The sequence below is a fragment of the Streptomyces sp. NPDC054961 genome, from assembly GCF_053609145.1.
Genome location: NZ_JBSGWY010000007.1, coordinates 126,847 through 139,195, shown reverse-complemented (window position 1 = coordinate 139,195; position 12,349 = coordinate 126,847). Strand labels below are relative to the sequence as shown.

The following is a 12,349-nucleotide window of genomic DNA, read 5'->3' as shown; positions in this document are numbered from 1 at the left end:
ACCCGGCCGGACGGGTGCGCGGGGGACCTGGAGCGGGCCGGGAGCGGACGGGACCCGGAGCGGGCCGGGTGCGGCGGGATTCAGTGGATGCGGCGGATGTCGCGGCGGCGCAGCGCGTAGCCGAGGCCGACCAGGCCGCCGAGCAGGAGGCCTCCGCCCGCGGCGACTTCGAGGGGATCGAAACCGGCGATGCTGCCGCCGAGCCCGCCCCGGACGCCTTGGCTCGCGCGGCGCGCGGCAGCCGTACTCGTGCTCGCGCGTGTACCCGTACCCGTCCCGGTGCTCGCGCGTGTACCCGTACCCGTCCCGGTGCTCGCGCGTGTACCCGTACCCGTCCCGGTGCTCGCGCCCGTGCCCGTCCCCGTGCCGGAGCTCGGGCGGATGCCCGGGCGGATGCCGGCGGTGGAGCTGGTGGTGGGCCTGCTGGTGGCGCCCGCGATGGTGAGGTCGGCCGAGCCCGTCTCGCCGTTGCAGGTGAAGGAGACCGAGTACTGGGCCCCGCGCCGGGCGTCCCGGTCCACAGTGACGCGTACGGTCTTGCCCCGCTCGATGCTCACGGTGTCGAAGACTCCGGAGGAGGCGGTGGCGAAAGCGGCGTTGCAGCCGGTGACGGACAGCACCACCCGGCCGCCGGGGGCGACCGTGGAGGGGGTGATGGCGAAGCCGAAGGAGGTGATGGGCGCGGCCTCGGCCGCGCTCGCGGGGGCCGCGGCGACCGGGCCGATGACGAGGACCGCGCCCGCGGCGGCGGCGCCCCACAGGGTTGAGGGGGAGGTGCGTATCGCGCCCATGGTTGATTCTCCGGATCCCCGAGGAGCAGCCGCGGAACGGTTTTCCGCACGTGGGGGGTCGTGCGCCTCGATGTCCGCCACGCTAGGCGCGGGTGCGGTGGCCCGCGATCAGGAACGGGCGAATGGGGCATGGGCGTAGGCCGAACCGGGGACGGGAGGCCCGTCCCCGGTTTGCCGGTCTCCGGCCGGGGTCGCGCGCCGTCAGCCGTGCAGGCCCAGGTGCGGGAACTGCGCGAGGAACGGCTCGGCGGTGGCGGCGATGCCGCGGCCGAACGGTGCGTCGAAGTCCCAAATGAGGAACAGCAGGAAGGCGATCAGCGCACTGAACAGGCCGGCCAGCAGCAGTTCGCGGAAGGAGCGCCTGATCTGCAGGGTGAAGATCAGCCCCACCGTCACCAGTGCCCCCGCGATCAGCCCGAACCACACCACGCCGGGCATCGTGGCCCCCGCGCTCTGGCCGCGCGCGTTGCGCGCGTCGTCGACCACGGCGACCTGGTCGACGAGCGGCTGGTAGGCCTGGCCCTCGTGGTCGGTGCGCGGTTCGTAGTCCGTCACATCGCGCCGGATCCGCTCCAGCAGTTCCCCGCTGCGGTCGGTGAGATCGCCGTTCTCGGCCATCTCCTTCCATTCGGTGTCCACGACGTAGGTCACGTACGCGTCGACGTCGGACCGGATCTTCGTGCGCACGTCGGCCGGATAGACCTCGGAGCGGACGCTGATCTCGTGCAGGGCCTGGGATTCCTGGCGCACGTACTCCTGGGCGGCCCCGCGCCCCTCCCAGACGCCGGCGATCGCGAGTCCCAGCACGATCGCGTAGATCACCCCGATCATCATCGTCATGTACTCGATGACGTCCGGGGTCTCGCTGGGATCGTCGTCCTCGCCGATCCGGCGCTGGTTGAAGAAGGCGATGGAGAGCACGACGGCACACGCCGCCGCCATCGCGAGGGACAGGACGAGCCATTCCGACAAGATGACTCCAAATCAGGGGTCGGGCGGTGGTTCCTCAGCGCGGGCGCAGCGCGACGATCGCGAGCACCGCGGGGACCGCGGTCATCAGGGTGAAGGTCATCGGTGAGATGTGGTGTTCGACCGGTTTGCGCACCGCCGCGTGGTAGCTGGGGCGCGCGATCGGCTTCGCGGGCGCGGCCGCCGGGACCGCGGCGGGCGGCGGCGGCTCGGGCGGGGCGGGCTCGGGGGGTGGGGGAGCGGGCGCCGCGCGCACGGGCGCCGGTGGCTTGGGCGGCGCCGGAGCCGGAGCCGGCGGCTTCGGCGCGGGCGGGGCGGGCGCGGGAGGCGGTGGTGGGGGCGGTGGAGTGGGAGGCGGCGCGGGGGGCGGTGGAGGCGGTGGGGGTGGCGGCGGAGTGGGCTCGGGAGGGCAGGGCGGAGGAGGGGGCGGCGGCGGGCAGTGCGGGTGGCCGTGGTGGCTCGGGTGGCCGTGGTGGCCCTCCGCGTGGCCGCCCCGCCCGGGGCGGTCGTCTCCGTCGTCTCCGCGCTCGGGGCCGCCGCGACCGGCTCGGCCGGCGTGATGTCCGCCACCCCGGCCGCCCCCGGCCGCGCCGTCGACGGCGGACGCGACCAGCCGGAAGGCGCTCGCTCCGTCACCGTCGGCGGTCGTCGCGTAGGCGCTGCTATCGGCCATGGCCGGCGTGGTCGACAGCGCCGCCCACAGCAGGACGGGGACCGCCAGCAGGCGCCTGGAAGGGGCTCTTTTCACCCGGGGATCATGGGGTCGCGCGCGCCCGCGCAGGTGGCGCTTGGCTCGGGTTCGCCTGAACGGGTGACGTGTTGGCTATGGAGGTTTGAGCCAGTTTCGGAGCACGCCCGTTTCGTCACCGGCCTTTTCCCAAAGGGTATTTATCGGTTTAGGTCCCGCGCCGCGCACGGGCTCGCGCGAGGCTTTGCCGTGCTCGCGCGGGCCTTTGCCGTGTGACGAAGAACGGATCGCCAATTTCCGCTTTTGCTCGCTCCGTTGGGCAATGATCAGTACATTCGGCTCGGACAGGGTCCGACCCCGTCCGGACCGCGGCAGGACTACGGCATTGGAGACCCCGATGGAGCGCCCCGCCTGGGCCCCGCCAGGCATCGACATATCGGTGCCGAGCGTGTCCCGCATCTACGATTACTACCTGGGCGGCTCTCACAACTTCGAGGTCGACAGGCAGGCTGCCCGCCGCGCCATGGAATTCATGCCTGGCCTGCCCAAGATCATGCAGGCGAACCGGGCCTTCATGCGCCGCGCCGTCCGGTACGCGGTCGCCGGGGGCGTCACGCAGTTCCTCGACATCGGCTCCGGCATCCCCACGTTCGGGAACGTCCACGAGATCGCGCAGGCCGCCACCCCCGACGCGCGCGTGGTCTACGTCGACCACGACCCGGTGGCCGTCGCCCACAGCCAGGCCGTGCTGGCCGGCACCGAGGGGACCGGAGTCGTCGCCGCCGACCTGCGCAAGCCCCGGGAGCTCCTGGCCGCCCCCGAGGTCGGCCGCGTCCTGGACCTGAGCCGCCCGGTGGCCCTGCTGCTGGTCGCCGTCCTGCACTTCCTGGAGGACGCGGACGAGCCCTACGCCGCCGTCGCGGAGCTGCGCGAGTCCCTGGCCCCCGGCAGCCTGCTGATCCTCACGCACGCCTCGTTCGAGGGCATCCCGCTCCCGGAGGAGGACGCGGCCGGCACCGTCGAGGTCTACCGCGACATCCGCAACCCGCTCGTCATGCGCAGCGGACAGCAGATCGAGGGCTTCTTCGAGGGCTTCGACCTGATCGAGCCCGGCCTGGTGGCGATGCCCAACTGGCGGCCCGACGGATCCGACGGGCCGCAGGGCGGGGCCGTGGACGAAGACCCGTACGCCTTCTCGGGCTTCGCGGGCGTGGGGCGCAAGGCGTGAGACTGCCGGCACAGACGGCGAGAGGCGCCGACGCGCCGCAGGGTGGTCTGGAGGACCGGATCGCCCGGTTCGCCACCATCTGGGGGAGGGCGATCTTCCCGGTCACGGCGACCTCGCTCACCCGCGCCGAGTTCGAACAGCACCTCGTACCGCTGACCCGCGCCCTCGTCGACGCCCTGCGCGCCCGGCCCTTCGAGGCGGCCGCGGGCCAGCGGGTCGGGTCCGAGCTCGTCGCCGTCCACTGCACCGACCCGGAAGCGCTGGCCGGCACCCTGGGCGTGGTCGAGTCCTACCTGGTGCTGTACTGCGGACCGGGGGGCTCCGACACCGAGGGCTCCCTGGACACCGAGGAGTACCGCTCCCGCTGCGCCCGCCTCCAGCACGGCATCGCGGCGGGCTTCGCCCGCGCCCTGCGCGAGCGCACGCTGAAGGAGCAGGAGGCCATCGCCCGCTCCGCCCTGACCGCGCGGATCGACGCCCAGCAGGCGCTGCACGCGAGCGAGGCCCGCTTCCGGGCGGTCTTCGAGGGCGCGGCCGTCGGGATCGGCATCGCCGACCTGGAGGGCAACGTCCTCGAGATCAACGACGCGCTGCTGCAGATGTTCGGCGGCATGGACGGGCACGTCCGGGGCCGCAACGTCAGCGAGTGGAGCCATCCCGAGGACACCCCGCACGTCTGGCGGATGTACGGCGAGCTCGTGCGCGGCGAGCGCGACAGCTACCGCGTCGAGAAGCCGTACTACCGGCACGACGGGACCGTGCTGTGGACCAACCTGACGGTCTCGCTGCTGCGCGACGCCGAGGGCGTGCCGCAGTACCAGCTCGCCCTGATGGAGGACACCACCGAACGCCGGCTGCTCAACCTGCGCCTGCGCTACGAGGCCACCCACGACGCGCTGACCGGGCTGCCGAACCGGACCCTGTTCTTCGAGCGGCTGGAGAAGGCGCTCAGCGGGCCCGGCGGCACCCGCTTCGGCCTCTGCTACCTCGATCTCGACGGGTTCAAGGCCGTCAACGACAGCCTCGGCCACTCGGCGGGGGACCGGCTGCTGGTGGAGGTCGCCGACCGCCTCCAGAGCTGCGCGACCGGCCCCGGAGAGGTGGTCGCCCGCCTCGGCGGCGACGAGTTCGTGGCGCTGACCACCGGCCCCGACACCGAGGAGAAGTCCACCGAGCTCGCCGTGCGGATCCTCTCCGCCCTCTCGGTCCCGATCCGGCTGGAGGGCCGGGAGCTGACCGTCCGGGGCAGCATCGGCATCGTCGAGGGTCCGGCGCGCGAGCGCACCGCGGCGGAAGTGCTGCGCTCCGCCGACATCACGATGTACCGGGCCAAGGCGGCGGGAGGCAACCGCTTCGAGTTCGCCGACGCCGAGGCCGACGCGCGCGCCATCACCCGGCACGGCCTGACCAACGCCCTGCCCGCGGCCCTGGAGCGCGGCGAGTTCTTCATCGAGTACCAGCCGCTGGTGCACATGCACGACGGCAGCGTGCACGGGGCGGAGGCGCTGGTGCGCTGGTCGCACCCGCAGCACGGGGTGCTCGGCCCGGACCGCTTCATCCCGCTCGCCGAACGGACCGGGCTGATCGTGCCGCTGGGCCGCTGGGTCCTGGAGGAGTCCGTCCGACAGGCCCGCAACTGGCAGCACCAGCACGGCGGCTCCCGCCTGCGGATCAACGTCAACCTGTCCCCGACCCAGCTGCACCACCCCGGCCTGGTCGCCGACACGGTCCGCGTCCTGGAATCCTCGGGCCTGGCCCCGGGCACGCTCTGCCTGGAGGTCACCGAGTCGGCGCTGATCGGCGCCGACGACGAACTCCTGGAGCCGCTGCGCCGACTCGCCGCCCTGGGCGTGGACATCGCCCTCGACGACTTCGGAACGGGCTACTCGAACCTGGCCAACCTGCGGCGCCTGCCCGTCAGCGTCCTGAAGCTGGACCGCTCCTTCACCAAGGGGATGCAGCAGCAGCCGGCCAATCCGGTCGACGTCAAGATCGTGGAGGGCATCGTCGCCCTGGCCCACAGTCTCGAACTGGCCGTCACGGTCGAAGGCGTGGAGACCGGTGCCCAGGCCGCCCAGCTGCGCGCCCTGGGCTGCGACACCGCCCAAGGCTGGTACTACGCCCGCCCCGGCGCCCCCGACCGCATCCACACCCTGTCCCTCTCGGACGCGGTCCCTTCGGCCTTCTGACCGCCGGGGCCCGTCACCTGCGGCCCGCCTCCGTCCCACGGCCGGGCGTGCGCACGGCCGTCCTGACGTTCTCGTACCGCTGCGCGGTGTCCGCCAGCACCGCGGCGGCGACCGGCAGCCGCTCGGCCTCGTAGGCGTCGAGGACCTCGTCCCCGGCGGGTCCCGTGAGGGCGGCGGCCAGGGTCCGGGCCAGGGCGGACGCGTCCTGGACGCCGGTGTTCATCCCGAGCCCGCCGGCTATCGGGTGGACGTGCGCGGCGTCCCCGGCGAGGAAGACCCGGCCCTCGCGCATCCGGTCGGCCATGCGGACGTTGACCCGCCAGAACGAGAGCCAGCCGGCATCCGACAGGAGGATCCCCGGCATCCGCGCGTGACGGTCGAAGAGGCGCTGGAAGCTCTCCACCGACGGAGGCAGGGGCTCGCCCCGCTCGTCCGGTTCGGGTGAGGCCTGGAGCTGGAAGGTGTCCGTCCCCGGCATCGGGCACAACAGCATCCCGCCGCCGTCCGCGGTGAACCACTGGTGCCAGAAGTCCCGGCTCAGCCCCGGTGCCCGCACGTCTCCGAGCACCATCGCCTGTTCCGGCTCGGTGTACCCCTCGAAGGAGATCCCGAGCATGCGGCGGATCGTACTGCGGCCGCCGTCGCACGCCGCCAGGTAGCGGGCCCGGATCAGCGTGCCGTCCGTGAGCTCCGCGTCGACCCCGCCGGCGTCCTGGGTGAGGGACGCGAGCCCGGCCCCGTACTCGACGCGTACGCCCAGCTCGGCCAGGCGCTCGCGCAGCGCCTCCTCGACCTGCCACTGCCCGATGAGCAGGCCGTCGGCCACGGCGGTGTCGCTGATGTAGGCGCCGTCGAAGTATTTGCGCAGGACGATCTCCCGCTGGCCGACGGCCGTCATGCGCTCGGCCGCCCCGAGCGCCTCGAAGGTCTCCAGGCTGGCGTGGTTGAGCCCCTTGCCGCGCGATTCACGGTGGGGCGCCCCGCGTCCTTCGACGACCCGCACGCCGATGCCGCGGCGGGCCAGGTCGCAGGCGAGCGTCAGTCCGGTGGGGCCGGATCCCACGATCAGTACGTCAGTCATCGGAAGTCCCTCGTTCGTCGGTACGCGGTGGTTCTCGCCGTCGGTCGGCGGCGATGTCTCAAGAGAAGCGCCTCCGACCGGAAAATGCAACCCGGTCACGAAATTAACTTGGTCATGAATTCGTGCTACGCTTCCGCACATGGACAACACGACGGGTCTGCGCGAGAGCAAGAAGCTGCGTACACGCCGCCAGCTGGCGGCCACGGCGCTGGAGCTGTTCCTGGAGCGCGGGTTCGACGCCGTGTCCGTCGCCGACGTGGCCGCGGCGGCGGACGTCTCGAAGCCCACGCTCTTCCGGTACTTCCCGAGCAAGGAGGACCTCGTCCTCGACCGCTTCGCCGACCATCAGGACGAGGCGGCGCGCATCGTGCGCGAGCGGCCCGCCGGGCAGGGGCCGGCCGGGGCGGTCCGTGCGCACTTCCTGGCGGCCCTCGACGAGCGGGACCCGATCACCGGCCTGTGCGACCACCCCGACGTGCTCGCCTTCCAGCGGCTGCTCTACACCACCGCCGGCCTCGAATTGCGGATGAGGCATTACACCGCCCGCGAGGTGGAGCTGCTCGCGGCCGTGCTGGAGTCGGAAGCGGTTCCGGCGCTGTCCGCGCGGCTGGCCGCCACCCACCTGGTGGCCGTCCGGCACGAGCTGGGCCGGGAGAACTTCCAGCGGCTCGACGCCGGCCAGAGCGCGGACGAGGCCTACCCGGGCGCGGTGGCCGACTGCGAGCAGGCCTTCCGGATGCTGGCCGAAGGCCTCGACAAGGCCCTTCCCGTGCGCCCGTCCTGACGAGCCGTGGCGGACCGGGCCGGGGGTCCCGGAAGGCCCGTCACCGGGGCCGCCCCGGCTCCGAGACCCTCAGCCCAGCAGGATGCGCTTCAGCTCCCGCGCCGCGCGCGGGGGTGCGACGTCCGTACGGTGCGCCAGGGCGATCGTGCGGCGCAGCGGTGAACCGGCCAGGGGCGTGGCGCGCAGTTCCGGGCCCGCGCGGTCGACCACCATCGCCGGGACCACCGCGATGCCCAGCCCCGCGCGGACGAAGCCCAGGACCGCGTCCATCTCGCCGCCCTCCACCGTGAACACCGGCTCGAAGCCCTCCGCCCGGCAGGCCGCCACCGTCAGGTCGCGCAGGTCGTAGCCGTGCCGGAACATCACCATCGGCTCGTCGCGCAGTGCGGACACCGTCAGCGGGCCACCCCGCGCCGGGGCCGGCAGGGATGCCGAGGAGACCACCACCAGGTCCTCCGTCAGCAGCTCCACCGTGGTCAGCGCCGGAGCCGAGGGCGGCAGCGGCAGGGCGATCAGCGCGAGGTCCAGCGCGCCGCGCGCGAGCTCCCGTACGAGATCCAGCGAACCGCTCTCCTCGATCAGCAGCTCGATCCCCGGATGGGCCGCGTGGAAGGCCCGCAGCACGTCCGGCAGCAGGCCCGTGCACACGCTCGGGGTGGCCCCCAGCCGGACCCGGCCCCGCCGCAGCTGCGCCAGCTCCTGCACCTCCAGCCGGGCGGTGTCCGCGTCCGCGAGGATCCGCCGGGCCAACGGCAGCAGCGTCTCGCCGGCGTCGGTGAGCGTGATGTTCCCGCGCGCCCGGCTGAACAGCTCGGCGCCCAGCTCCCGCTCGAGCGCCTTGATCTGCTGGGACAGGGACGGCTGGGCCACGTGCTCGCGCTCCGCCGCCCGCGTGAAGTGACGGGTCTCGGCCACGGCGACGAAGTAGACGAGCTGCTGGAACTGCATCGTCCCAGCGTACGCCCCTCATAGGGACTGGCTATCGACCCGAGCTCCACCATGTCTTGGACCTTTCGGGACGTGGGTCCCTACGGTCGATGCCATGGCTCTGGCAACGCGGACGGGTCGACGGCCGTCCACCACGCGCACACTCTGGGACTCCACCGTCGGCAAGAAGTCCGTGATGGCGGTCTCCGGTCTGATCATGCTCGGCTACCTCGTCGTGCACATGCTCGGCAACCTCAAGATCTTCTTCGGGGCGGAGGAGTTCAACGGCTACGCCCACTGGCTGCGCACCCTCGGCTCGCCCTTCCTCCACCACGAGTGGGCCCTGTGGATCGTCCGGGTGGCCCTCGTCGCCGCCGTCGTCGCACACGGGGTGTGCGCCTACCAGCTGAGCCGCCGCGACATCAAGGCGCGCCCGGTGAAGTACGCCCACAAGCGACGAGGCGCGAGCTACGCCACCCGCACGATGCGCTGGGGCGGCGTCATCCTCGCCCTCTTCATCGTCTGGCACCTGCTCGACCTCACCACGCTCACCGTCAACGAGCGGGCCTGGGCCGGGCACCCGTACGAGAACGTCCTCGCCACCTTCTCCACCTGGTACGGGAACACCCTCTACCTCGTGGCGATGGCCGCCCTCGGCCTGCACGTCCGTCACGGCTTCTGGAGCGCCGCCCAGACCCTGGGCGCGGGCAGCGCCCGGCGGGACCGCGCGCTGAGGTTCCTGGCGAACGCCCTCGCGCTCGTCCTGTTCGCGGGCTTCGCGTCCGTACCCGTCGCCGTCATGACCGGAGTGGTGAACTGACCATGAGCGAGAACACCAGCACCAGCGCCGACACCAGCACCAGCGCCGACACCGCCGCCCGCACGTCCTACGCCGACTACACCACCGGCGAACCGATCGCCGACACCAAGGCCCCCGAGGGCCCCATCGCCGAGCGCTGGGACCGCCGCCGCTTCGAGGCCAAGCTCGTCAACCCGGCCAACCGGCGGGGCCACACGGTCATCGTCGTGGGAACCGGCCTGGCCGGCGGCGCGGCCGGCGCGACCCTCGCCGAACAGGGCTACCACGTGGTCCAGTTCTGCTTCTCCGACTCACCGCGCCGCGCCCACTCCATCGCCGCCCAGGGCGGCATCAACGCGGCCAAGAACTACCGCAACGACGGCGACTCCGTACACCGCCTCTTCTACGACACCGTCAAGGGCGGAGACTTCCGCGCCCGCGAATCCAACGTCCACCGCCTCGCGCAGATCTCCGTGGAGATCATCGACCAGTGCGTGGCCCAGGGCGTCCCCTTCGCCCGCGAGTACGGTGGACTCCTCGACACCCGCTCCTTCGGCGGCGTGCAGGTCTCCCGCACCTTCTACGCCCGCGGCCAGACCGGACAGCAACTGCTGCTCGGCGCCTACCAGGCGCTCTCGCGTCAGATCGCCGCCGGCAACGTCGAGATGCACGCCCGCACCGAGATGCTCGACCTGATCACCGTCGACGGAGTGGCGCGCGGCATCGTCGCCCGCGACCTGGTCACCGGCAAGATCGACACCTACTACGCCGACGCGGTCGTCCTGGCGAGCGGCGGCTACGGCAACGTCTTCTACCTCTCCACCAACGCCATGAACTCCAACGCGACCGCCGTCTGGCGGGCGCACCGGCGCGGCGCCTACTTCGCCAACCCCTGCTTCACCCAGATCCACCCCACCTGCATCCCGCGCACCGGCGACCACCAGTCCAAACTCACCCTGATGAGCGAGTCCCTGCGCAACGACGGCCGCATCTGGGTCCCCAAGGCCAAGGGCGACGAGCGCCCCGCCGCCGACATCCCCGAGGCGGAGCGCGACTACTACCTGGAGCGGATCTACCCCTCCTTCGGCAACCTCGTGCCGCGCGACATCGCCTCCCGCGCCGCCAAGAACGTCTGCGACGAGGGACGCGGCGTGGGCCCCGGCGGACAGGGCGTCTACCTCGACTTCGCCGACGCCATCCGCCGCCTGGGCAAGGACGGCGTCGCCGAGAAGTACGGCAACCTCTTCGACATGTACGAGCGGATCACCGCGGAGAATCCGTACGAGGTCCCCATGCGGATCTACCCCGCCGTGCACTACACGATGGGCGGACTGTGGGTCGACTACGACCTCCAGACCACCGTCCCCGGCCTCTTCGCGATCGGCGAGGCCAACTTCTCCGACCACGGGGCCAACCGCCTCGGCGCCTCCGCGCTCATGCAGGGCCTCGGCGACGGCTACTTCGTCCTCCCCTCCACCATCAACGACTACCTGGCCCGCCACCCGCACCGGGGCCCCGTCGACGACACCCACCCCGAGGTCGCGGCCGCCGTCCGCGAGACCCGCGGCAGCCTGGCCAAACTGCTCGCCGTGGACGGGGACCGCACCCCCGACTCCTTCCACCGCGAAATCGGCGAACTGATGTGGGAGTACTGCGGAATGGCCCGGACCGAGGAAGGGCTGCGCAAGGCGCTCTCCCGGATCCCGGAGATCCGGGAGGAGTTCTGGCGGCGGATCAAGGTCCCCGGCAGCGGCGAGGAGTTCAACCAGTCGCTGGAGAAGGCCAACCGCATCATCGACTACCTCGAGCTCGCCGAGCTGATGTGCCTCGACGCGCTCCACCGCGCCGAGTCCTGCGGCGGCCACTTCCGCGAGGAGTCCCAGACCCCGGACGGCGAAGCCGCCCGTCGCGACGAGGAGTTCGGGTACGCGGCCGCCTGGCAGTACACCGGAACCGGCGACGCCCCCGTCCTGCACAAGGAAGACCTCGTCTTCGAGTACGTCCACCCCACCCAGCGGAGCTACGCATGAAGCTCACCCTGCGCGTCTGGCGCCAGCAGAACGCCACCGCCACCGGCACGATGGCCTCGTACGAGGTCGACGGCATCTCGAAGGACATGTCCTTCCTGGAGATGCTCGACACCCTCAACGAGGACCTGACCCTGCGCGGTGAGGACCCCGTCGCCTTCGACCACGACTGCCGCGAGGGCATCTGCGGCGCCTGCAGCCTCGTCATCAACGGCGACGCCCACGGCCCGGAGCGCACCACCACCTGCCAGCTCCACATGCGCTCCTTCTCCGACGGCGACACCATCGACGTCGAACCCTGGCGGGCCTCCGCCTTCCCCGTGATCAAGGACCTCGTCGTCGACCGGAGCGCCTTCGACCGGATCATCCAGGCGGGCGGCTACATCACCGCCCCGACCGGCGCCGCCCCCGAGGCGCACGCCACCGCGGTCCCCAAGCCCGACGCCGACCATGCCTTCGAGCACGCCGAGTGCATCGGCTGCGGGGCGTGCGTGGCGGCCTGCCCCAACGGCTCCGCGATGCTGTTCACCTCCGCGAAGGTCAACCACCTGAACGTGCTCCCGCAGGGCGCGCCCGAGCGCGAGACCCGGGTGCTGGACATGGTGGCGACCATGGACGCCGAGGGGTTCGGCGGCTGCACGCTGACGGGGGAGTGCGCGACGGCCTGCCCCAAGGGGATCCCGCTGCCGTCGATCACCGCGATGAACGGGGAGTGGCTGCGGGCCGTCCGCAAGGGCCCGCGCTGAGGCCGTGGATCCGGGGCCGCTTTGGAGTGCTCGGCCGCCGGACGTCCGCCGATCGGATGATCGGAGCGGACCCCGTCGTGCCGTGACCGGCCTGCCCCCGGGCATGGGCGACAGTGGGCC

The 12,349-nt window shown here is 72.3% G+C and carries 10 protein-coding genes; 6 read left to right on the top strand and 4 right to left on the bottom strand.

Features of this window, described 5'->3' with window-relative positions:
- Positions 1 to 80: 80 nt before the first annotated feature.
- Together ACWF9Z_RS10010 and ACWF9Z_RS10005 are read right to left on the bottom strand one after the other, a co-directional pair.
- Positions 81 to 791, bottom strand: a complete 711-nt coding sequence (locus ACWF9Z_RS10010) for a hypothetical protein (protein ID WP_453599650.1) — start codon at positions 789 to 791, stop codon at positions 81 to 83.
- Positions 792 to 992: 201 nt separating this feature from the next.
- Entirely contained in the window at positions 993 to 1,763 is a 771-nt protein-coding gene (locus ACWF9Z_RS10005; protein WP_453599648.1) for a bestrophin-like domain, read from the bottom strand.
- Between the two features lie 1,082 nt (positions 1,764 to 2,845).
- Between ACWF9Z_RS10005 and ACWF9Z_RS10000 the strand changes: the two genes are divergently transcribed.
- Together ACWF9Z_RS10000 and ACWF9Z_RS09995 are read left to right on the top strand one after the other, a co-directional pair.
- Positions 2,846 to 3,676, top strand: coding sequence for an SAM-dependent methyltransferase (locus ACWF9Z_RS10000; RefSeq protein ID WP_453599645.1), 831 nt, complete (start codon positions 2,846 to 2,848; stop codon positions 3,674 to 3,676).
- On the top strand, positions 3,673 to 5,865 hold the full coding sequence (locus ACWF9Z_RS09995; protein ID WP_453599642.1) for a putative bifunctional diguanylate cyclase/phosphodiesterase: 2,193 nt from the start codon (positions 3,673 to 3,675) through the stop codon (positions 5,863 to 5,865). The genes ACWF9Z_RS10000 and ACWF9Z_RS09995 overlap by 4 nt, the downstream gene beginning before the upstream one ends.
- A 13-nt stretch (positions 5,866 to 5,878) precedes the next feature.
- On the opposite strand, the gene ACWF9Z_RS09990 is transcribed toward ACWF9Z_RS09995, so the two are convergent.
- Positions 5,879 to 6,946, bottom strand: coding sequence for an FAD-dependent monooxygenase (locus ACWF9Z_RS09990; RefSeq protein WP_453599639.1), 1,068 nt, complete (start codon positions 6,944 to 6,946; stop codon positions 5,879 to 5,881).
- 139 nt (positions 6,947 to 7,085) lie between these two features.
- Here ACWF9Z_RS09990 and ACWF9Z_RS09985 point away from each other — a divergent pair, with 139 nt between their 5' ends.
- Positions 7,086 to 7,730, top strand: a complete 645-nt coding sequence (locus ACWF9Z_RS09985) for a TetR/AcrR family transcriptional regulator (RefSeq protein WP_453599636.1) — start codon at positions 7,086 to 7,088, stop codon at positions 7,728 to 7,730.
- A gap of 69 nt (positions 7,731 to 7,799) precedes the next feature.
- Here ACWF9Z_RS09985 and ACWF9Z_RS09980 read toward each other — a convergent pair whose 3' ends face one another.
- Entirely contained in the window at positions 7,800 to 8,678 is an 879-nt protein-coding gene (locus ACWF9Z_RS09980; protein WP_453599633.1) for a LysR family transcriptional regulator, read from the bottom strand.
- 94 nt (positions 8,679 to 8,772) lie between these two features.
- On the opposite strand from ACWF9Z_RS09980, the gene ACWF9Z_RS09975 reads away from it, so the two are divergent.
- Genes ACWF9Z_RS09975 through ACWF9Z_RS09965 form a run of 3 tightly spaced genes read left to right on the top strand, consistent with a single transcriptional unit; the run spans position 8,773 to position 12,229 of the window.
- Positions 8,773 to 9,477, top strand: a complete 705-nt coding sequence (locus tag ACWF9Z_RS09975) for a succinate dehydrogenase (RefSeq protein ID WP_453599630.1) — start codon at positions 8,773 to 8,775, stop codon at positions 9,475 to 9,477.
- A gap of 2 nt (positions 9,478 to 9,479) precedes the next feature.
- Positions 9,480 to 11,486 (top strand): fumarate reductase/succinate dehydrogenase flavoprotein subunit, encoded by a 2,007-nt coding sequence (locus ACWF9Z_RS09970; RefSeq protein ID WP_453599627.1) that lies wholly within the window; start codon positions 9,480 to 9,482, stop codon positions 11,484 to 11,486.
- Positions 11,483 to 12,229: a succinate dehydrogenase/fumarate reductase iron-sulfur subunit gene (locus ACWF9Z_RS09965; protein ID WP_453599624.1), complete on the top strand. Its 747-nt coding sequence runs from the start codon at positions 11,483 to 11,485 to the stop codon at positions 12,227 to 12,229. The genes ACWF9Z_RS09970 and ACWF9Z_RS09965 overlap by 4 nt, the downstream gene beginning before the upstream one ends.
- Positions 12,230 to 12,349: the final 120 nt, after the last annotated feature.

Excerpts from the sequence above, each read along its gene's own strand:
- ACWF9Z_RS10010 (WP_453599650.1), bottom strand. The coding sequence starts at position 791 with ATGGGCGCGATACGCACCTCCCCCTCAACCCTGTGGGGCGCCGCCGCC.
- ACWF9Z_RS10000 (WP_453599645.1), top strand. The coding sequence starts at position 2,846 with ATGGAGCGCCCCGCCTGGGCCCCGCCAGGCATCGACATATCGGTGCCG.
- ACWF9Z_RS09990 (WP_453599639.1), bottom strand. The coding sequence starts at position 6,946 with ATGACTGACGTACTGATCGTGGGATCCGGCCCCACCGGACTGACGCTC.
- ACWF9Z_RS09985 (WP_453599636.1), top strand. The coding sequence starts at position 7,086 with ATGGACAACACGACGGGTCTGCGCGAGAGCAAGAAGCTGCGTACACGC.
- ACWF9Z_RS09980 (WP_453599633.1), bottom strand. The coding sequence starts at position 8,678 with ATGCAGTTCCAGCAGCTCGTCTACTTCGTCGCCGTGGCCGAGACCCGT.
- ACWF9Z_RS09975 (WP_453599630.1), top strand. The coding sequence starts at position 8,773 with ATGGCTCTGGCAACGCGGACGGGTCGACGGCCGTCCACCACGCGCACA.
- ACWF9Z_RS09970 (WP_453599627.1), top strand. The coding sequence starts at position 9,480 with ATGAGCGAGAACACCAGCACCAGCGCCGACACCAGCACCAGCGCCGAC.
- ACWF9Z_RS09965 (WP_453599624.1), top strand. The coding sequence starts at position 11,483 with ATGAAGCTCACCCTGCGCGTCTGGCGCCAGCAGAACGCCACCGCCACC.